This window comes from Chryseobacterium sp. CH25, from assembly GCF_004119455.1.
Lineage (GTDB): Bacteria > Bacteroidota > Bacteroidia > Flavobacteriales > Weeksellaceae > Chryseobacterium.
Window position 1 is genome coordinate 310,381 of sequence record NZ_NRQT01000005.1, and the last position, 19,118, is coordinate 329,498.

Sequence of the window (19,118 nt, forward strand, 5' to 3'; positions counted from 1 at the left end):
AGGGATGATGTAGGTTGGATTGTTAGCCCTATTATTTAACGAATTTCTGTTTGATCCCCTTTTTTTATGAAATCTTTGGTGTATCTCTCAAAATTTTCATAATCAGCCTTAGCTTTAGGGTGCAGTTCAAAATGTTTTTTCATCATTTCATCTGCTTTACACTCATGAGGTCTGTTTTCTTGAGCAAAACCTATTATTGGAAATAGGGACATAATTAATAATGATTTAATTTTCATGATTTTTTGGATTTGGGTGTTAATAAATTATTTTAATAATCAAATTGTTTTATGCTTAATTAACCTGTTTAATTGGTTCTAGAATGATTTTAACTTGCCTACAACTTTGCCATCCTTTATCATCAAGTTCTGTGGGATAATGCTTATCTCATGATTGTTAATTTTCTGGGAACTCTTTCTTTAAAAAAATTAAACAGGTTCAAATAATAATTTGGTGTGTTATGTGATGTTTTTTAACTAAATCTTTCAGGATTAAAAATTCTGATATCAACAGTTGGTTTCTCTTCATTGGCCAGCTCAGAAACTGTTTTTCCGAAAATAGGTCCGAGACTTAAGCCCATCATTCCGCCTCCACCAGCAATAATCAGATTTTTTAGCTTCGAAGATTGGCCCAGATAAGGAAGTCCATCCGGTGCACAAGGTCTATAGCCGAACCATATTTCCGATTCTTTAGGTAACTTAACTTGAAAATCAGGCATATATTTAGGAATAGAATTTACGATCCCCTCTACTCTTTTCATATTCACTTTATTATGATGGGACGCCAGTTCCATGGTTCCTCCAAAACGGATCTGCCCGTTCATTGGGGTTACCGCTACTCTTGCTTCCAGTAATAATGCTGCATGTTCCAATCTGTTGACTGGATTTTCAGGAGTATGCATGAAGGAATATCCTTTCCAGGCATTAGTTGAATTTTAATGCCTGCTTTTTGCGCTAATTCAGGTAAAAATGAGCCTCCGGTCATGATGAAACGATCTGCTGAAAACTTGTTACCATTGGCGATTACTGCTTTAATGGTATTCCCAACTGTTTCATAGGCTGTTACTTGATGCTGTGTATGGAAAGTGACCCCATTATTTTTAAGGTAAGAAATCATTTGTTTCATCAGCTTCATGGGATTCATGTGACCGTCACATTTGTAATTAACTCCTCCAATAACATCCAGTTGAACATTTGGTTCCAGGGTCTGAATTTCCTTTTTGTCAAGGATATCAACAGACAGTCCCAAATTGATGGCTTTATAGGCTAATTCTGTTTCTTCTTCCGCTACTTTTTCTGTTTTATAGAGCATCAGAATTCCGTTTTGATTCAATTCAAAATTAAATTCTTCTTTTCCGGCAATTTCATTGTAAAGGCTGCTGCTTGCGAGATTGAGATCCCTGATTGCTTGTGCAGAACGGTCTACATGGCTCTGATTAGAATGTTTCAGAAATTTTAACCCCCAGGATAATAACTGAGTACTGAGTGAGGGCTTTACATAAAACGGACTTTTACTGTCGAACATCCAACGGATTCCCTGTGCAACAACTCCGGGTGCAGCCAAAGGGGTAAAATGGCTGGGTACAATCATGCCTGCATTGCCATAAGAGCAATTGTTGCTAAGGTCATTTTGTTCCAGAATTTCTACCTGCCATCCTTTCTGTAAAAGATAATATGCTGAGCTTAATCCTGCGATTCCGGCACCTATAATCAGTGCTTTGCCTTTATTTTGTGTCATACTCGTTGTAAATTTTACATTACCTGAAATCCTTGCCAGTAAGGATCTTCATCATCAATAATAATCTGATTATAGCCGGTAATCCTAGCCCAACCTTCTACTGAAGGAATAATAGCCGGTTTACCATCAACAGTAGCTGTTCCCTCAATTCTTCCGATAAACTGGGAACCGATATAGCTTTCATGGATGAATTCTTCACCTTCTTTTAATTTCCCCTTTGCATACCACTGAGCCATTCTTGCAGAAGTTCCTGTACCACAAGGAGAACGGTCTAAAGCATTCTCGCCTACTAATACCGCATTCCTTCCGCTGGCTTTAGGATCTGTAGGATTTCCCGTCCATTGGATGTGGCTTAATCCGGAAATATGTTCATTTTCAGGGTGGATGAATTGGTATTTTTCATTAAGCAGTTTTCTGATGATCTTCCCATAATGAATAAGCTGGCTTGCCGAGAAATCAGAAATATCTCTGAAATTTTCCTGAGGATCAATAATGGCGTAAAAGTTTCCACCATAAGCTACATCAGCCTTTATCAATCCCAGATAGGGGCATTCCACTTCAAGGTTTTCAGCATAAAGGAAGGATTTTACATTGGTCAGTTTTACAGATTTTACTTTTTTCCCTTCCTGGATATAGTCTATCAGAATAAGTCCTGCTGGCGTTTCTAATCGTAATTTTCCAGGGATTTTAGGAACAACGAGTCCTTCTTCTATGGCAATGGTAACTGTTCCGATGGTTCCATGTCCGCACATGGGAAGGCAGCCGCTGGTTTCAATATATAAAACACCAATATCATTTGCTTCATCAATAGGTGGATAGAGAATGCTTCCGCTCATCATATCATGGCCGCGGGGTTCAAACATTAATCCTTTTCTGATCCAGTCATATTCTTTCATGAAGTGAAGCCTGCGCTCCATCATAGAATTTCCTTTTAAAATCGGCCCACCACCAGCAACCAGACGTACCGGGCAGCCACAGGTGTGGGAGTCTACACAAAAAAATGTTCTGTTCATACGGTTTCTAATTTTAATGATCCTGAATTCACTTCTCCATCTACGATTCTACTGATCTGCAATGGATTTTCATTCTTAAGTTCTTCTGGTAAGAATTCATCCGGCCAGTTCTGAAAAGAAATAGGACGAACAAATCGTTTTACGGCATCCGGTCCTACGGAAGTAAAGCGTGCATCTGTGGTAGACGGGAAAGGCCCTCCATGCTGCATGGCATAAACAACTTCTACTCCGGTAGGCATTCCGTTGAATAAAAGTCTTCCACACTTATCTTTCAAAAGATGAATGAGTTCAGCGTTTTCACGAACATCATCATAAGTTGCTGCTACAGTAATGGTTAACTGCCCTTTTAAGTTTTGAGCAATCTGTATAAGCTCTTCCCTGCTTTCACAAGCGACAATGATTCCAAAAGGTCCGAAGACTTCTTCGCTCAGCACGGGATTATTGAGGAAATTTTGAGCATTGGTTTTGATAATGGCTGCACTTCCTTTTCCTTCTTCAGTTTCTCTTGAAGCGATTACTTCAATATCAGGCTGCTCTATTGCATTGACTTTATGTTTTTCAAAACTTTCATATATGCCATTGTGGAGCATACTAGCAGGTGTAACTTCCTGAATTTCATTTTTGACTGCATCGATGAAACGATCCAGAGATGCTCCTTTAACAGTAATAAATACTCCCGGATTGGTACAGAATTGTCCTACTCCTAATGTTAATGAACCGATGTATTCTTTAGCTAAAGCCTCTGCTCTGTTTTCAATCAAGTTTTTAAGTGCAAATACCGGATTAATGCTTCCCATTTCTGCAAATACCGGAATAGGATTTTCACGGCGATTGGCTATATCAAACAAAGCTTTTCCCCCATTGAAGGAACCTGTAAATGCTACAGCCTGAATATCTTTGTGCTGTGTTAAATAAGCTCCAGTTTCATAAGAGGTTCCAGTAATATGGCTGAAAATACCTTCTGGCCATCCAAATTCTTTTACGGCATTTGTTATAGCATCAGCCATCATCTGAGAGGTTTTAGGATGAGCCGGATGTGCTTTTACAATAACAGGACAGCCAGCTCCTATGGCACTTGCCGTATCTCCACCTGCTGTGGAAAAAGCAAATGGAAAATTACTGGCTCCGAAAACCACCACAGGCCCTAAGCCTATATTATATTTTCTGAGATCTCCTTTCTGCTTTTCAGGCTGGGCCAGATCAATTCTTGGCTCAATGTAGATTCCTGAGGCTACTGCTTTTGCATAACTTCTCCATTGGCCTATTGTTCTTGCTTTTTCACCGGTAAGTCTTGCCAGAGGTAATGAAGTTTCAGCATGAGCGATGTTGAGAAGTTCTTCTCCTAACGCTTCAATCTGATCAGCAACCGCATTCATAAATGCTGCTCTTTCTTTTATCGTTGTATTTTTCAGGAACTGATATGCTTCGGAAGCCATCTGAATTCTTACCTCAATATTTTCTTTTGATGTTTCTTCAATCATAGCTTTTTTGTTCTGATGTTAGCCTAATGTTGGGCGATTTGTTCTGCCTTCTTCAATGATTCTGTTCACTTTTTCAGCTTCTTCACCCTGAAGTTCAAGACGTGGAGCTCTTACATACGGATTGCTGATTCCTTCAGCGGTAGCAGCCAGTTTGATATATTGGATAAGCTTTGGATGAATGTCTAATTCCAATAATGGCATAAACCATCTGTAAATGGCTACCGCTTTATCATATTCACCTGTTTTAGTATATTTGTACATGGCCATTGTTTCATTAGGGAAAGCGTCTACAAGTCCTGCAACCAATCCATCAGCTCCAAGCATTAGGGTTTCAAGGCAGATGGTATCTACTCCACCAAGAATTTTAATTCTTTTTCCAAAACGGTTAATCATTCTGGTTACGTTGGCCAGATCTCTTGTAGATTCTTTAACCGCCTGAATGGTTGGAAATTCTATAAGCTCATCAAACATTTCCAGGGTTACATAAATTCCGTAATCAACAGGGTTGTTATAGATAAGGATAGGAAGATCTGTAGCAGTAGCCACCGCTTTGAAATATTCTACAACTTCACGACTGTCTGCCTTGTAACGCATTGGTGGAAGAAGCATTAATCCGTCAGCACCCAGTTCTTTTGCTTTTTGAGCAAAGCTTACTGCATTTTTAGTTGTATTTTCAGAAAGGTTAAGGATAACCGGAATTCTGTTCTGTGTAATTTTTTTTGCATATTGAAGAAGTTCAAATTTTTCTTCAGCTTCCAACGCGCTGGCTTCTCCTAATGTTCCGGCAAGGATAATCCCATGAACTCCGGCTTTAATCTGGGCTTCTGTATTAATCGCAAACATTTCAAAATCAATCTTTCCTTCTTTCGTAAAAGGAGTTAATACAGCAGGGTAAATACCTTCCCAGTTTAGTTTTGTACTCATATCAAATAATATTTATTCAAAACTAAGTGAATTTCAAAACGATAAATGTTAATATTTTAATGAGTTCTGACCGTATTTTAACATGTGGTTATTCGTGGTCAAAAGTAGCTTCTTTATAATGCTTCAGATATTCTTTGGGAGAGTATTTCATAATGGATTTAAAAACCCGGTTGAAATTGGTAAGACTGTTGAATCCACTATTAAAGGCAACAGAGGAAATACTGTATCTGCTGCTGGACGTCAATAATCTGCATGCTCTCTGCACTCTCAATTCATTAAGATATTGGATATAAGTAATCCTGGTGTGTTTTTTAAAGGATCTGCAAAATGCCTGCGGAGTCATACAGGCTTCTTTAGCAATGGTATCAAGAGTAAGTTTATGCTGGGTAAAATTTTTCTTAATATAGGATTGAGCATCTATAATTCTCTGATCATTGTCGGAAATATGATTAGGTAGGTTTTTTTCTGAAGACAACGGAATATGCAGATGTCTGTTCTGCATCAGATGGTTTAAAATCTTTATAAAATCTATAATCTGTTCTACTCCTTGTGTCTTTTGTAAAGCAGCCATACTTTCTCCTACACTTGATTTTAATTTTGAAGCGACCTGAAATCCTATTTTTGAGTGTTCGATGAAATTTTTCAATTCTTCAAACTCAGGTAGGTCAAAAAAAGCAGATATTTTTTATTGGGATCGAAGAAAATAGAGATAGCATGTACTTTCTGTTTTTCATTTTCAGCAAAATCACCTTTGAAAACGTGCGACTGATTAGCACCCAGATAAAAAATATCTCCGGGTTCAAAAGCGAAAAGGTTCTGTTCTATAGCAAGAGTACCGTGTCCTTTAAGAATCCACATAATCTGTGTTTCGGTATGCCGATGGAAATAGGGATAGAAATTAGGCATAATATCTTCCTGAATACGGATACTTTTATTGGTGTCTGCCGGAACTGAAAACTGAAGACTTTTCATAGAATCAATACTTTATGAAGCTAACGGATTAGAGTGTTAAAATATTGCCGAATTTAAGCAAAATATGAACATTAAATATCATATTAAAATACAAACTTTACATCTCCATTATTTTAATGAATGAAGTACTTCAAATAGTACAAAATCGTAACTTTAAACTTTTAAAATAAAAACTATTCATAAACATATGTTTTCAGCACAAACTTATCAAGACAGAAGAGCTGTATTGCAGGGCAATGTGGCCAGTGGAATTCTATTATTTTTAGGAAATATAGAGAATCCTGTAAATTTTGAGCATAATCCTTATTATTTCCGTCAGGACAGTACTTTTCTGTATTATTTTGGAATTCAGGAGCCTAAAATTGCAGCTATTATTGACATTGATGAGAATAAGACCATCGTTTTCGGAGATGAACTGAGTATAGATGATATTGTATGGATGGGAAGACAGGAAACGTTGAAAGAAAAAAGTCTGAAATCCGGAGTACAGGAAACGTTACCGTATACAGAACTTTCTCAATATCTTCTGAAAGCACAATCCTCTGGAAGAAAAGTACATTATCTTCCGCCTTATCAGCCTTCCAATAAGATTTTACTGACTGATCTTTTAGGGATTAAAATAGCAGAATTACAACCTTCTGTGGAGATGATTAAGGCTGTGGTAAAGCAGCGCTCTGTAAAAGAAGCTCAGGAAATCGTACAGATAGAAGAGGCTGTAAATGTATCCAATGAAATGCATTTACTGGCGATGCGAATAGCGAAACCTGGTGTTAAAGAATATGAAATAGCCAATGCGATTCAATATCTTGCTGCCAATAAAGAGTGCCAGATGTCTTATCCGCCGATTGTTACCATCAACGGTGGTATCCTTCACAATCATTACCGTCTTAATACGCTGAGAGAAGGAGATCTTTTCCTTAATGATTCCGGTGCAGAAACGGCGATGGGATATGCAGGTGACTTAACCAGAACATTCCCTGTAAGCAAAACTTTCAGCACGAAGCAAAAGGAAATGTATGAAATTGTTCTGAATTCATTTAATAATGCTCATCAACTTCTGAAACCTGGGGTAAAATTTAAAGATATTTATCTGAAAGCTTCTGAATATCTGGTAGAAGGACTTGTAGATCTTGGGCTGATGAAAGGAAACCCTGAAGAAGCCGTGAAAAACAATGCCCACACCCTGTTTTTCCAATGTGGATTAGGGCATATGATGGGATTGGACGTACATGATATGGAAGATCTTGGAGAGCAGTATATTGGGTATACAGAAGACGAACCAAAAGATACCAATACATTCGGTCTTAAATCTTTACGTTTAGGAAAAGCTTTAGAATCCGGATATGTAGTGACGGTAGAACCTGGTATTTATATGATTCCTGAATTGATCGATATTTGGCAGGCTGAAAATAAAAATGCAGCATTCATTAATTATGATAAAGTAAATGAATACCGAAACTTCGGCGGTATTCGTGTAGAAGATGATTTCCTGATTACTGATGACGGTTACAGACTTCTAGGAAACGGATTGATTAGTACTGTTGAAGAAATAGAAAACTACAGAGCAGAATACTTAGCTTAAGAAATATCATATGAAGAATATTAAAAAAATAACGTCAATTGCCTTATATTTCCTGTGCCTGTCACCATTGGCAGCCCAAAAGACGCAATGGACTCCTGATGGCAATGCTTATTATTCGTTTACCCAAAATGGGGTTGGAATTATTGATGTACTGAATCCCGGAAAAGATCAGGCATTTTTAAGTAATAATGAATTGATCCCTTCTGGAAGCTCCACAGCTTTAGAAGTACAGAGCTTTCAGGTTTCTCCTGATGGGAAAAGCTTGCTGCTTTTTACCAATACTAAGAAAGTGTGGCGGGATAATACCCGCGGAGATTACTGGATTTTTGATAAAAATACCAAGAAACTTACTCAGCTTGGAAAAGACCTGCCTGCTTCTTCATTAATGTTTGCCAAGTTCTCTCCTGATGGTAAAAAGGTAGCTTATGTTTCTAAGCATAATATTTATATTGAAGATCTTTCCAATAATCAGTTTACCAAAATTACGAATGATGGTACAGACAGAATGATTAACGGAACCTTCGATTGGGCCTATGAAGAAGAATTCGGGACTCAGGATGGCTTCAGATGGTCTCCTGACGGAAGTAAAATTGCTTACTGGAAGTTAGACGCAAGAGAAACAAAAAACTTTCTGATGATTAATAATACAGATAGTTTATACTCGTTTACTGTTCCTGTAGAATATCCGAAAGTGGGTGAAAATCCTTCAGGATGCAGCATCTGGTTCTATGATCTTGCCTCAAAGTCTTCTAAAAAAGCAGATATTGCAGGTGACGAAGTACAGCATTATATTCCCCGAATGGAATGGGTACTGGATTCTAAATCTATTATTCTGCAGCAACTGAACAGAAAACAGAATCAAAGTAAAATTATGGTGGCTGATGCCCAGTCAGGAAGCAGCAAAACAATCCATACAGAGACGGATGCAGCATGGATTGATATCAAATCCAGATGGAATGAAAACGATCCAAGCGGCTGGGACTGGATCAATAATGGTAAAGAGTTTCTATGGCTTTCTGAAAAAGACGGCTGGAGACATATTTATAAAATAGATATGAATGGTAAAGAAACTTTGATTACAAAAGATGCTTTTGATGTGATTAAACCGGAGTTTTTTGATGTTCCGAACAAGCAGATCTACTTTTTGGCTTCTCCAGGCAATGCTACTCAGAAATATCTGTATAAAGTAAGCATGCAGGGTGGAAAATCCCAAAGACTTACTCCAGAAGCGTATACCGGATCTAACCAATATACAATATCTCCTAACGGAAAAATTGCCATGTTTAACAACAGCAGTGTCAATGCCCGTTCAGCCGGAGCTGTGGTATCATTGCCGGAACATAAGGAACTTGTAGCAGCGAAGAGTGTTTCAAAAGCAGATCCTTCAAGAGCTAAAACAGAATTTTTCCAGATTACCACACAGGATGGTGTTACATTGGACGGATGGGTGGTAAAGCCTAAAGATTTTGATTCCAACAAAAAATATCCCATTGTTTTCATGGTCTATGGAGAGCCTGGATCACAGACGGTAACGGATAGTTTCTATGCAGGGAAAAATGGTTTATATATTGGAGATATGGCTCAGGATGGTTATCTGTATGTTTCCCTTGAAAACCGTGGAACACCTGCTCCTAAAGGCCGTGAGTGGAGAAAATCCATTTACCGTAAAATAGGTCAGCTCAATATCCGCGATCAGGCTATGGGTGCAAAAGCTTTATTTGCAAAATGGTCTTATGTGGACACTTCCAGAGTGGCTGTATGGGGCTGGAGCGGTGGTGGTTCTTCCACATTAAACCTTTTAGGACAGTATCCTGATATTTACCAGACCGGAATTGCGATTGCTCCTGTAGCTAATCAATTATTCTATGACAATATTTATCAGGAACGTTATATGGGGCTTCCACAGGAAAACAGAGAAGATTTTGTAAACGGTTCTCCGTTGGCTTATGCTAAAAACCTTAAAGGAAACCTGTTATTGGTTCACGGAACAGGTGATGATAACGTACATTATCAGAATACGGAAGTTTATATTAATGAATTGGTAAAATACAATAAGCAGTTTCAGCTGATGTCTTATCCTAACAGAACCCACTCTATCAGTGAAGGAGAAGGAACATCATTGCATTTGGCTACCATGTTTACAAAATATTTAAAAGAACATTGTCCTCCCGGAGGAAAATAAATAATGAATGAAAGTCTCACAGAAATGTGGGGCTTTTTTTGAGTAAGGAGGCTGGATGCTGGGAGATGGAAGTACTTGAAGTCAGATGTTGAGGGTATCACCTATTAATAAATATTTTTAAGAAGTTAAAAGGTTCTTCAGTCATTATATTCCCAATAGTAACATCCAGCACCCAGCACCCAACATCCATCCTTCTATTTAACAAATTATCATTAATTTTGAGTAAATAATTACTAAAAACCCACCCGTTGAAACTACCACTCTCCTATTATTCTAATCAAGACGTTCTTTTTCTAGCTCAGGATCTATTGGGAAAAGTACTTTTTACAGAAATAAATGGAGAAATTACAGCCGGAATTATTGTAGAAACTGAAGCTTATTTTGGAGTGAAAGACAAAGCTTCTCATGCGTATGGTGGAAGGCGAACAGATAGAACTGAAACGTTGTACAACCAAGGCGGTGTTTCGTATGTGTACTTATGCTATGGAATTCATCACCTTTTCAATGTAGTGACTTCTGTGGAAGATGATCCTCATGCTGTTTTGGTGAGAGCCGTTGAGCCATTAATTGGAAAAGAAATTATGGAATTCAGAAGAAATATGCCGGCTTCCAAAGCAGCCATTTCTGCCGGTCCGGGATCAGCTGCTAAAGCATTGGGAATTGACCGTTCATTGAATAAAAAAGATCTGGCTGGAAATGAAATATGGATTGAAGATCATGGGATTCAGTATGCTTCTGAAATTATTGCAGCAGGACCCCGCATAGGAGTTGCTTATGCACAGGAAGATGCTCTGCTACCCTGGCGATTTTTTGTGAAAGGAAACAAATATGTAAGCAAGCCTAACAAAGTATAGACCTTATGATGGATGAATGGTCTGATAAAACTCTTTATAATACTGAACAAGATCATCCAAAGAAAACCCACGATTCAGACCGCTGGTATTGGGTAAAACCCATACTTTTGCTCCACAGAAATCCTCTGGCTGCCGGCCCCATTCAATTTCCTTCTTTTTAGAAAAAGCTTTATAAGCAGCCTTCCCTAAAAAAGCTACATATTCCGGCTGGAATTCATTTATTTTAGCTTTGAAAGTTTCAAAAGCTTCATCAAACTCGTTCTTTGAAAGCTCATCTGCGCGGGAAGTTGCTCTTTCTACAGCGGTTGTTAAGCCACACCTGAAGTCTAAAATCACAGTATCATTTACAGCCTCAATTTCATAAGGAGTAAATCCGGACTGATGCAGTACTTTCCAAAAACGGTTACTTCTCCCTGAAAAATGATGACCATCATTTGAAGATTTTAAACCAGGGTTGATTCCGCAAAAAATAACATCGAGATGAGGAGCAATAATATCAGTTAACATATTTGATTTCTGTTCTTATTTCTATTGCTTAAAGGTATCAATATTCCAAATATTTCGGCTTACATCTGAATATAAAATGTTTAACGGCTCATCCTGTGTATACTACGTTTTATCTGTGTTTTTTGCAGGATCACTCAGTTTATATATTTAAATATGAATAGGTTCTGGTAATTTTGCAGGGTAATTGTAAGGATGAAGATTTTTTCATTCCTAATCATTAAAAATAAATAGTATGAACTGGATTGCATTAATTATTGCAGGAATTTTTGAAATCGGATGGCCATTGGGTCTTAAGTTATCTCAGCAGCCTGAAAGTAATAAATGGACCTGGATTATGTTTTCAATAGCATGTATGACAGTGAGTGGCGCATTTCTTTGGTATGCCCAGAAAAGTATTCCTATCGGGACTGCTTATGCTGTATGGACCGGAATTGGTGCGGTAGGGACTTTATTGGTAGGTGTTCTGTTTTTTCAGGATTCAGCCAGTATTCTGAGACTGCTATCTGCATTACTGATTGTGGTGGGAATCATAGGTCTTAAACTTTTTTAAATGAAAATTGGCTTAAGATTATTGCTAATCATTAAGCCAAACCATTATTCAACATTCGAATAATAAACCAACCACATTATATTATTTTATTATTGTTTAGTACCTTCGTAATAAAATTCCACATCAGTGGCCGCTGTTTTTTTTGTACTGATCTGTAAAGCTTTTGTGGAGATGAGGTAGTTAACACTTCCTTCAGGATCATTCCCGCCTACTCCTACCCCTACAGGATTTTGTGCAGTCAGAACTTTGGGAGTTGCTGTAGAATATGCTTCACCGGATTTAGGCTGAACCTTAATATGAGAGGCATCTACTTTCGTAACCACAACAATAGCGTTGTAATAATCCTGAGTGGCAATTCTTATGGTCCCTTTAAATGTGCCAAGTACAGGATCTATACTCTGGCCTGTGATTGGTGTAGGATCATCATTACCATCATTGCTTTTGCAGCTTAAAAATAGGCTTCCCACCAATGCAATTACCATAAAACTGCTTATAAGTCTTTGAAATCTGTTTACCATAATTTTAATCATTTATTATTTACCTTTCAAAGGTGATTAAATGGAGGGGAACCCCGAAAAAACATCTATGAAAAGAAAATTATGGTCTATCAATGGTTTCAATAAACATGCAAAAACCTGTATTGCTATAATACAGGTTTGATACAAAATAATAGATATGAAAAAAATAGAAAAAATTATATTGTGTTAAATCCTAACTATTTTTACTGAACATCCCAAAAAACTTTCGTGGTGAGCTTATCGCCCCCAATAGCTGTAGCTGCTTTAGTATAATTGGTGCCATTAGTGGTAGCTTCTAAAGTGGGATATTGAAGTCTTACAGGGACTTTTCCGCTTGCATTGGCAATAGCTGTGGGTGGAGCCTGCAATAGTGGATAATCCAGTCTTCGGTAGAAATTCCAGGATACTACAGGATGATTATACATGGCAACCCAAGCCTGTTCTCCGATTGATTTTTTCCAATTGGCTGCATTATAAGGGTTGCTTAGCAAGTAGGCCTGTGCATCCTGTGCAGAAAGGTTCCATTCCTTAAAGGATGCCTGTACTGCATTTTGATAAAGAATATCAGGAGTTCCCCCAATTCCAAATCTGGCAGCTGCTTCTGTAAGATAAAAAGCCACCTCAGTACTGGTCATTATCTTTCCGGGGGTAGTAGGAATATAAGCAAAGAGTCCGGGAGCGGAAAAATCTGAGAAGACCCCTGACAATCCGATGATCTGCCCAATATATTCACCATGTACATCTTTAAAATACTGAGGTCTTCTTGGATCGGACGTTGCATTAAGGAAATCTATAAAAGGTTTTCCGCCAAAAAATCGTCTCTTCCACTGTTGGCAATATTTTCAAACAGCGGATTAAAGTTTGGGGTTTCTTCCTGATACCTGAAAACGGCATTGTCTGTTTCATTGGTCATAACTCCACCTGTAACGGCTGTATTGATCGTAGACTGAGCTAAGGAGGGATTAACGTCTGAGAGCGCAATTCCTAATTTCAAAAGCAGTGAATTTCCAAATTTCTTCCATTTACCTATATCACCTCTATAGAAAATATCTCCGGAACCAAAACTTCCTTCCCCTTCCTTCAGATTATTAATATCTGTTTTTAGACGGGTAATTAATTTCTCATAAATCTGTGCATCATCGTCGTAGCTGGGAAGAGGATATTTTTCATAATTAAGCGCCTGACTGTAAGGAATGTCACCGAAAGTATCTGCCATCGTCTGAAATGTATAGACGGAAAGAATATCAATAATAGCTAACTGATTCTGCTTCCTGGCAGGCCAGCTATTCACTTCTGAAGCTGTAGGCTGATATTGTTCTATAAGTTCTTTAGCTTTATTCAGATTGTTCAGAACATTCACATAATTGTCTGTCCAGACGGTATTGGAAACATTTCTTGCTGTAAAATTATAATTGCTTTCACTTACATAGGTTACTTCCTGCCAGTATTGCATGGTAAGACGGAAATTATTCTCGTTGACACTGGGAGTGGTCATATAATCGCTCAGCTCTTTTTCTGCATAGGTAAGTAGAGGCTCAGGAGACATATTATAAGCTACATGAGGATCATCGTTCACATTATCTGATGTACAGCCCGTTAGTACCAATACTAAAAGAGAGCTGATTATAATATTATTTTTCATTGTGACAGGTTTTAAAAATTAACTTTCAGATTAACGGCAAAATTTCTGGTTGCAGGCATTACTCCGGATTGATAGCCTTGAATACTTCCTGATGAAAGTCCGGATTCCGGGTCTGCATAAGGCAAATTTTTATGAATAATCCACAGATTGCTTCCTATCAGGCCAAGGGTAAGATTCTGAATACCTGCTTTTTTTAGAAACTGATTGTTGAAGGTATAAGAAACAGATACCTGACGGAGCTTGATAAAGCTTGCATCATAAACAAACGCAGCTACCGGCGGATCGGTTTCCAGAGTCTGGCTGGACTGCGAACGGTCTAACCGAATTGTATTTGGGATATAATGTCCTGGATTATTAGGATCCTGCATTACGCCCGGTAAAATAACTCCGCCACCATTTTCGAGAGTATTTCTGATAGGATTTCCAAGATCATTAAAACCTACAGAATCTGGATAAAGCCCCGTTCCATACCCATAATACTGATCCAGAGAAAATACCTTACCTCCTTTTTTCCAATCGATCTGAAAGCTCAGGTTAAAGTTTTTATATGTAAAAGAATTATTCAGACCTGCTACAAAATCAGACTGAAAGCTTCCCAAGTTATGATTGCTATCGTCCGTATGAAGATACGCTCCATTGCTTCCTATGATCTTATTTCCATTAGGATCGTATACAAAATCTGCCCCCCAGATGCTTCCATATTCTTCATTAAGAGGAGCATTGATGGTGATGCCACCCTGTAATGAGCCCAATGTAATATTTTCTATTCCTTCCCTCAGAGCTGTGACTTTGGTTTTGGGATTAGACCAGTTAATAGCCATATCCCATGTAAAATGCTCAAATTTTAATGGAGTTATATTTAAAGTAAGCTCCACTCCTTTTGTTGTAAGTTCACCTGTATTCTGAATTTTAGACAGAGAGCCTGTTGCCAGAGAAACGGGAAGCGGTAATATCTGGTTAAATGCAGTATTTTGGAACCATGAAAGATCTAAACCTATTCTGTTCTTTAAAAACTGCAAATTGGTGCCTATTTCAAAATTTTTCAGTTTCTGTGGAAGGAGATCAGCATTCCTCAGAGAAGTATTATAGGAATAAACCGGATTGTTTTCTAAAGATGCCTGAGGAATATATCTGTTTCTTAATTGATCTGCATTGGTATCTGAACCTACTTCTGCATAGGCTGCCCTTATTTTTCCGAAACTTAACCATTCCTGTTTCAACAGATTGGAGAATACTACACTGGCAGAAACCGAAGGATAATAATAGACCTGTTTTTCTTTAGGTAATGAGCTGGATTGATCTCTTCTGAAGGTTCCTTCCAGATAATAGGTGTTTTTATAGCCTAAAGAAGCCTGTACAAATGCCCCGTAAATATATTTTATATTATCTATTGTAATAGGTTTTGCAGGAGTAGCCACCGAATTGGAGATGGTATACAGATCCGGAATATATATACCTCCGGTTGTTGTCTGTGCATTGGAATAGTTGGACTGAACATTGACGTTTCCACCCAGTAAAGCCTGTAAATTTAAGTCTTCTGTAATATTCTTTTTATAAGTAGCAATCAGGTCATAATTGGTTTCTGTAAAACGCAGATTGGTTACCGCATATCCCGAAGGCTGCTCTATCAGATTAAAGCTGAAAAAAGCCGGCATGGAACCTACTGCTTTTCTTTCCTCGGTAATCATTGTATAGCCATCAATACCTACCCTTCCCAGAATGTTGATGCTTTTTGAAAGGTCGTAGCTGAGACTGAAGTTTCCGGCAAAACGGTCTCTTCTGTCATTCTGATAATTCTGATACCGGGAGAAATAAGGATTATCCCAATAGGAAGGAGATAGATTATCAGGTCTTTTTATATTCCATGTATAGTTTTTATTGTAGGTGTCGTAAAGATATTTCTGATCCTGAAGATCTATATTGGTTGCCCACCATTGGCGAAAACCACTCATAATATTGTCTGTATATCCTGTAGAATTTCGTCCTTTGGTTCTTTGGGTAATATAATTGGCAAAAATGGTTGCGGTAAGCTTATCCGTAATTTTATAAGAGGCATTTCCACCAAAATTATTTTTCATTAAAGAAGAATTAGGCATAATATCCGTGGCATTGGTATTAGAATAACTCAGTCTGAAGGTTGCCTTCTCATTTCCGCCACTCAGAGCGATATTATTGGTTTGATTAATTGCTTTATCAAAGAAGGTAATCGGTCCGTTTTTAGCCATTACCCATGGTGTTTTCTTTCCAAAGTTCTTGGAACCGGGAGTGAAGGCATCATACTGCCATACCATGAGATTAGGATCATAAGGAGCGCCATAGGAAGCATCATGCCAGAAAATGGCCATGGGTTCATTCTGATATTTAGGGAAAACATCTCCCCAATACCCTTGCCCATATTGCGTCTGATATTCAGGGAACGTAGATTTGTCAACAGTGGAAACGGTAATACTTCCACTGTATTCCAGACCGATTCCCTGTGAATTTTTCTTCCCTTTCTTAGTAGTGATGATAATAGCTCCGTTTTGAGCTCTTGATCCATATAAAGCGGTTGCAGCAGCCCCTTTTAGTACGTTTACAGTTTCAATATCATTAGGATTGATATCCGAGACAGGGCTTCCGTAATCATAGCCGCCAAATCCATTTTGCTGTACTGTAGAATTGATATTCCTGTTGATAATAGGAACTCCATCCACTACAAAAAGGGCCTGATTATCCCCTAAAATAGATTTATAGCCTCTTGAAACAGCATCTATCGAACCTCCAAAGTTGGTAGACTGCCTAATTTCAAGTCCAGCCACTTTTCCTGACAGATTATTCAGGAAATTGGTCGTTGGATTTTTATTAATATCCTCTCCTTTTACCTCTTGTGTGGAATAGCCCAGAGACCTTTTCTCTCTTTTGATTCCTAGTGCGGTAACAACAATTCCTTCGATATTCTTAGTGGTAAGGGTATCCTGTTTACTCTGGCTGAAATAGGTTTCGCTCCCAATAAAAAAAGCGACTCCGGCACTTAAAAGCTTTAACTTGTATTTCATAATTATTGATTTTGTTTATTGTTTAACCAAAATTCAATAATTGGTGAAGAATATAAGATAATCTATATATGAATGGCAGGATGCGGTCTACTAAAATATGAGTAATAAGTAATGAGTAATGAGTAATAAGTAATGAGTAATGAGTAATGAGTAATGAGTAATGAGTAATGAGTTGCGGGATTGTTTTATAAAATACCGTACAACTTCTACAGATATTACCCTCGAAGGGCTGAGCATTCCCCTCCTCTGGAGGGGTGGCAAAAATTCAAGGAATTTTTGACGGGGTGGTTTTAAAAGTTACAATACTTCATCACGGGTACTACAAATCAATAAACGGCTTATACGTTCTTCCAATAGGCAGTTTTTTTCCTTTCACCTGTACAACGGTAGCAGATTTAACTTCTATCTTAGGTTTGGAAATAATATAAGACTTATGGATGCGGGTAAATATGTTGGGATTTAAACTTTCCTCTATTTTACTGATGGGCATTTTAAAAGTGAAAGTCTCTGTTTTGGTATGAATATGAATGTATTCTCTTAAGCTTTCGATATAAAAAATATCCTGCAGAATAATCTTAATCTGCTTTTTCCCGCTACTGATGAAAATATGATCCCGTTCAGCCATTTCCAGTAAAGCATCTTCTGCTTCCATTAAATATTTAAACTTACCAACGGCTGTGGCAAATCGTTCATATGGAATAGGCTTCAGTAAATAATCTGCGATGTCCAGCTCATACCCTTCTATCGCGTATTGATGATAAGCTGTAGTCACAATTACAAATGGTGGATTTTTCAGTTTCTTCAAAAAATCAAAGCCTTTCACTACAGGAAGATGAAGATCCAAAAACATCAGGTCTACCTCATGTATGCTCAAAAGATTGCTTGCATGTACAGCATCGGAGCATTTTCCTATGAGAATAAGCTCCGGATCTCTGGATATAAATGTTTCCAGGATTTCTGCTGCAATAGGTTCGTCTTCTACAATGATGCAGTTGTATTTTTTAGAGGCTGGATGTATCATTGAAATCAATTTTTAGTTGTACAACATATCGGTCCGTTTTATCCTCTACAGTCAGTTGATGTTTAGGATAAAGCAATTCAAGCTGGCGGCGAATATTTTTCAGTCCTATTTTGGTAGAATGCTGATGAGGTCTTTCTTCTTTGGAATTTTCGATACAATAGCTAAGAATTCCCTCTTTAAGTTCAATATCAATGGAAATAAAAGAATCTCCCAGACTTTCGGAAACACCATGTTTAAAAGCGTTTTCAACAAACTGAATAAGGATTAGCGGCGAAATTTCCTGTGATGGATGGTCTATACTTTCCTGAAAATGAACAGTAAGATGATGGTGCCTGATTTTCTGAATCTGTATAAAATCCTTAATATTTTCAATGTCTTTTTCTATGGAAATGTTTTTTTCAGCGGCCTCGTAGATATTGTACCGCATGATTTTGGAAAGCTGGAGAATTACATCAGGGGTTTCATCTGCTTTTTTAAGAGCCATTCCGTAGATATTATTCAGGGTATTAAATAAGAAATGAGGATTAATCTGTGCTTTTAGCATAGTGAGTTCCTGATCCAGTTTTTCCGATTTCAATTGAGAAATTTGATCTTTCAACATATTTTTCTGTCTGGTAATTTCTACTCCAAAAACCAGCCCTACCATAAAAATAAGGTCCATAAAAGAATTAAAAGCAACCAACCCGTTGATAAATCCTGAAGGTATTTTGCCGTCTAAAGTTTCTGTAACGCCATAGATATAAGGATAAATAATATAATGTGTGAAAAAACGGTGTCCTAAAACAGCAAGTATGATGATTAAAATACAAAGACCATATTTAAGAATCCTGTTAAGATGAACCTTTTCATAAACATACAGCAAGGAGTAAGCAAGAGGAATTTTAACCAGAAAATAGCCCAGCTCCAGAAGAAGCGTATTCTGAAGCCTTGTCTGCCATTGGAAGTCAGGAAACTGATATCTGGACCAGTAAAAATCTAAATAAGCTTCCAGAATATAGTATAATATCCAAAAAAGCAGATGTATCTTTAGCTTAGATTTATAATCTGATTTCAATCTTGCTGTCATTTGAAAAGGTAAAATAATAAGATTCAGTCAAATATAA

17 protein-coding genes and 1 pseudogene are annotated in these 19,118 nt (G+C 37.7%); 4 read left to right on the plus strand and 14 right to left on the minus strand.

What is annotated here, in order from left to right:
* Positions 1-35: 35 nt before the first annotated feature.
* The 8 genes from BOQ64_RS14340 to BOQ64_RS24010 all read right to left on the minus strand — a co-directional run bounded on the left by BOQ64_RS14340 (position 36) and on the right by BOQ64_RS24010 (position 6,124).
* The gene (locus BOQ64_RS14340; protein ID WP_129057507.1) at positions 36-236 is read right to left on the minus strand and encodes a hypothetical protein; all 201 of its coding nucleotides are present in this window, start codon (positions 234-236) and stop codon (positions 36-38) included.
* 233 nt (positions 237-469) lie between these two features.
* Positions 470-868 (minus strand): NAD(P)/FAD-dependent oxidoreductase, encoded by a 399-nt coding sequence (locus tag BOQ64_RS24580; protein WP_262708762.1) that lies wholly within the window; start codon positions 866-868, stop codon positions 470-472.
* Positions 832-1,734, minus strand: coding sequence for an NAD(P)/FAD-dependent oxidoreductase (locus BOQ64_RS14345; protein ID WP_262708763.1), 903 nt, complete (start codon positions 1,732-1,734; stop codon positions 832-834). The genes BOQ64_RS24580 and BOQ64_RS14345 overlap by 37 nt, the downstream gene beginning before the upstream one ends.
* A 14-nt stretch (positions 1,735-1,748) precedes the next feature.
* Positions 1,749-2,747: a 4-hydroxyproline epimerase gene (locus BOQ64_RS14350; protein WP_129057508.1), complete on the minus strand. Its 999-nt coding sequence runs from the start codon at positions 2,745-2,747 to the stop codon at positions 1,749-1,751.
* Positions 2,744-4,228: an aldehyde dehydrogenase (NADP(+)) gene (locus BOQ64_RS14355; RefSeq protein ID WP_129057509.1), complete on the minus strand. Its 1,485-nt coding sequence runs from the start codon at positions 4,226-4,228 to the stop codon at positions 2,744-2,746. The genes BOQ64_RS14350 and BOQ64_RS14355 overlap by 4 nt, the downstream gene beginning before the upstream one ends.
* An 18-nt stretch (positions 4,229-4,246) precedes the next feature.
* On the minus strand, positions 4,247-5,152 hold the full coding sequence (locus BOQ64_RS14360; RefSeq protein WP_129057510.1) for a dihydrodipicolinate synthase family protein: 906 nt from the start codon (positions 5,150-5,152) through the stop codon (positions 4,247-4,249).
* A gap of 88 nt (positions 5,153-5,240) precedes the next feature.
* Entirely contained in the window at positions 5,241-5,798 is a 558-nt protein-coding gene (locus BOQ64_RS24005) for a helix-turn-helix domain-containing protein (protein WP_228448387.1), read from the minus strand.
* Positions 5,795-6,124 carry a cupin domain-containing protein gene (locus BOQ64_RS24010; RefSeq protein WP_228448388.1) on the minus strand — a complete coding sequence of 110 codons (330 nt, stop codon included), beginning with the start codon at positions 6,122-6,124 and terminating at the stop codon, positions 5,795-5,797. The genes BOQ64_RS24005 and BOQ64_RS24010 overlap by 4 nt, the downstream gene beginning before the upstream one ends.
* A 187-nt stretch (positions 6,125-6,311) precedes the next feature.
* Between BOQ64_RS24010 and BOQ64_RS14370 the strand changes: the two genes are divergently transcribed.
* The 3 genes from BOQ64_RS14370 to BOQ64_RS14380 all read left to right on the plus strand — a co-directional run bounded on the left by BOQ64_RS14370 (position 6,312) and on the right by BOQ64_RS14380 (position 10,742).
* Positions 6,312-7,706 carry an aminopeptidase P family protein gene (locus BOQ64_RS14370; RefSeq protein WP_129057512.1) on the plus strand — a complete coding sequence of 465 codons (1,395 nt, stop codon included), beginning with the start codon at positions 6,312-6,314 and terminating at the stop codon, positions 7,704-7,706.
* 10 nt (positions 7,707-7,716) lie between these two features.
* Complete coding sequence (locus BOQ64_RS14375; protein WP_129057513.1) at positions 7,717-9,888, plus strand: S9 family peptidase; 2,172 nt, start codon at positions 7,717-7,719, stop codon at positions 9,886-9,888.
* A gap of 248 nt (positions 9,889-10,136) precedes the next feature.
* Positions 10,137-10,742, plus strand: a complete 606-nt coding sequence (locus BOQ64_RS14380; RefSeq protein ID WP_129057514.1) for a DNA-3-methyladenine glycosylase — start codon at positions 10,137-10,139, stop codon at positions 10,740-10,742.
* A gap of 3 nt (positions 10,743-10,745) precedes the next feature.
* Here BOQ64_RS14380 and mug read toward each other — a convergent pair whose 3' ends face one another.
* Positions 10,746-11,249 carry a G/U mismatch-specific DNA glycosylase gene (mug, locus tag BOQ64_RS14385; protein WP_129057515.1) on the minus strand — a complete coding sequence of 168 codons (504 nt, stop codon included), beginning with the start codon at positions 11,247-11,249 and terminating at the stop codon, positions 10,746-10,748.
* A 232-nt stretch (positions 11,250-11,481) separates the two neighbouring features.
* On the opposite strand from mug, the gene BOQ64_RS14390 reads away from it, so the two are divergent.
* Positions 11,482-11,799, plus strand: coding sequence for a DMT family transporter (locus BOQ64_RS14390; protein ID WP_129057516.1), 318 nt, complete (start codon positions 11,482-11,484; stop codon positions 11,797-11,799).
* A gap of 89 nt (positions 11,800-11,888) precedes the next feature.
* On the opposite strand, the gene BOQ64_RS14395 is transcribed toward BOQ64_RS14390, so the two are convergent.
* The 5 genes and pseudogenes from BOQ64_RS14395 to BOQ64_RS14415 form a co-directional block, all read right to left on the minus strand.
* Positions 11,889-12,317 carry a hypothetical protein gene (locus BOQ64_RS14395; RefSeq protein WP_129057517.1) on the minus strand — a complete coding sequence of 143 codons (429 nt, stop codon included), beginning with the start codon at positions 12,315-12,317 and terminating at the stop codon, positions 11,889-11,891.
* A gap of 203 nt (positions 12,318-12,520) precedes the next feature.
* A pseudogene (locus tag BOQ64_RS24890) lies at positions 12,521-13,959 on the minus strand (SusD/RagB family nutrient-binding outer membrane lipoprotein).
* 11 nt (positions 13,960-13,970) lie between these two features.
* Positions 13,971-16,994 carry a SusC/RagA family TonB-linked outer membrane protein gene (locus tag BOQ64_RS14405; protein ID WP_129057518.1) on the minus strand — a complete coding sequence of 1,008 codons (3,024 nt, stop codon included), beginning with the start codon at positions 16,992-16,994 and terminating at the stop codon, positions 13,971-13,973.
* Positions 16,995-17,313: 319 nt separating this feature from the next.
* On the minus strand, positions 17,314-18,015 hold the full coding sequence (locus tag BOQ64_RS14410) for a LytR/AlgR family response regulator transcription factor (RefSeq protein WP_185147078.1): 702 nt from the start codon (positions 18,013-18,015) through the stop codon (positions 17,314-17,316).
* A complete protein-coding gene (locus BOQ64_RS14415) occupies positions 17,996-19,081 on the minus strand; it encodes a sensor histidine kinase (RefSeq protein WP_228448389.1) in 1,086 nt (361 codons plus the stop codon). The genes BOQ64_RS14410 and BOQ64_RS14415 overlap by 20 nt, the downstream gene beginning before the upstream one ends.
* Positions 19,082-19,118: the final 37 nt, after the last annotated feature.

Excerpts from the sequence above, each read along its gene's own strand:
- BOQ64_RS14355 (WP_129057509.1), bottom strand. The coding sequence starts at position 4,228 with ATGATTGAAGAAACATCAAAAGAAAATATTGAGGTAAGAATTCAGATG.
- BOQ64_RS14370 (WP_129057512.1), top strand. The coding sequence starts at position 6,312 with ATGTTTTCAGCACAAACTTATCAAGACAGAAGAGCTGTATTGCAGGGC.
- BOQ64_RS14410 (WP_185147078.1), bottom strand. The coding sequence starts at position 18,015 with ATGATACATCCAGCCTCTAAAAAATACAACTGCATCATTGTAGAAGAC.
- mug (WP_129057515.1), bottom strand. The coding sequence starts at position 11,249 with ATGTTAACTGATATTATTGCTCCTCATCTCGATGTTATTTTTTGCGGA.
- BOQ64_RS14345 (WP_262708763.1), bottom strand. The coding sequence starts at position 1,734 with ATGACACAAAATAAAGGCAAAGCACTGATTATAGGTGCCGGAATCGCA.
- BOQ64_RS14415 (WP_228448389.1), bottom strand. The coding sequence starts at position 19,081 with ATGACAGCAAGATTGAAATCAGATTATAAATCTAAGCTAAAGATACAT.
- BOQ64_RS14360 (WP_129057510.1), bottom strand. The coding sequence starts at position 5,152 with ATGAGTACAAAACTAAACTGGGAAGGTATTTACCCTGCTGTATTAACT.
- BOQ64_RS14350 (WP_129057508.1), bottom strand. The coding sequence starts at position 2,747 with ATGAACAGAACATTTTTTTGTGTAGACTCCCACACCTGTGGCTGCCCG.
- BOQ64_RS14390 (WP_129057516.1), top strand. The coding sequence starts at position 11,482 with ATGAACTGGATTGCATTAATTATTGCAGGAATTTTTGAAATCGGATGG.
- BOQ64_RS14395 (WP_129057517.1), bottom strand. The coding sequence starts at position 12,317 with ATGGTAAACAGATTTCAAAGACTTATAAGCAGTTTTATGGTAATTGCA.
- BOQ64_RS14405 (WP_129057518.1), bottom strand. The coding sequence starts at position 16,994 with ATGAAATACAAGTTAAAGCTTTTAAGTGCCGGAGTCGCTTTTTTTATT.
- BOQ64_RS14375 (WP_129057513.1), top strand. The coding sequence starts at position 7,717 with ATGAAGAATATTAAAAAAATAACGTCAATTGCCTTATATTTCCTGTGC.
- BOQ64_RS14340 (WP_129057507.1), bottom strand. The coding sequence starts at position 236 with ATGAAAATTAAATCATTATTAATTATGTCCCTATTTCCAATAATAGGT.
- BOQ64_RS24010 (WP_228448388.1), bottom strand. The coding sequence starts at position 6,124 with ATGAAAAGTCTTCAGTTTTCAGTTCCGGCAGACACCAATAAAAGTATC.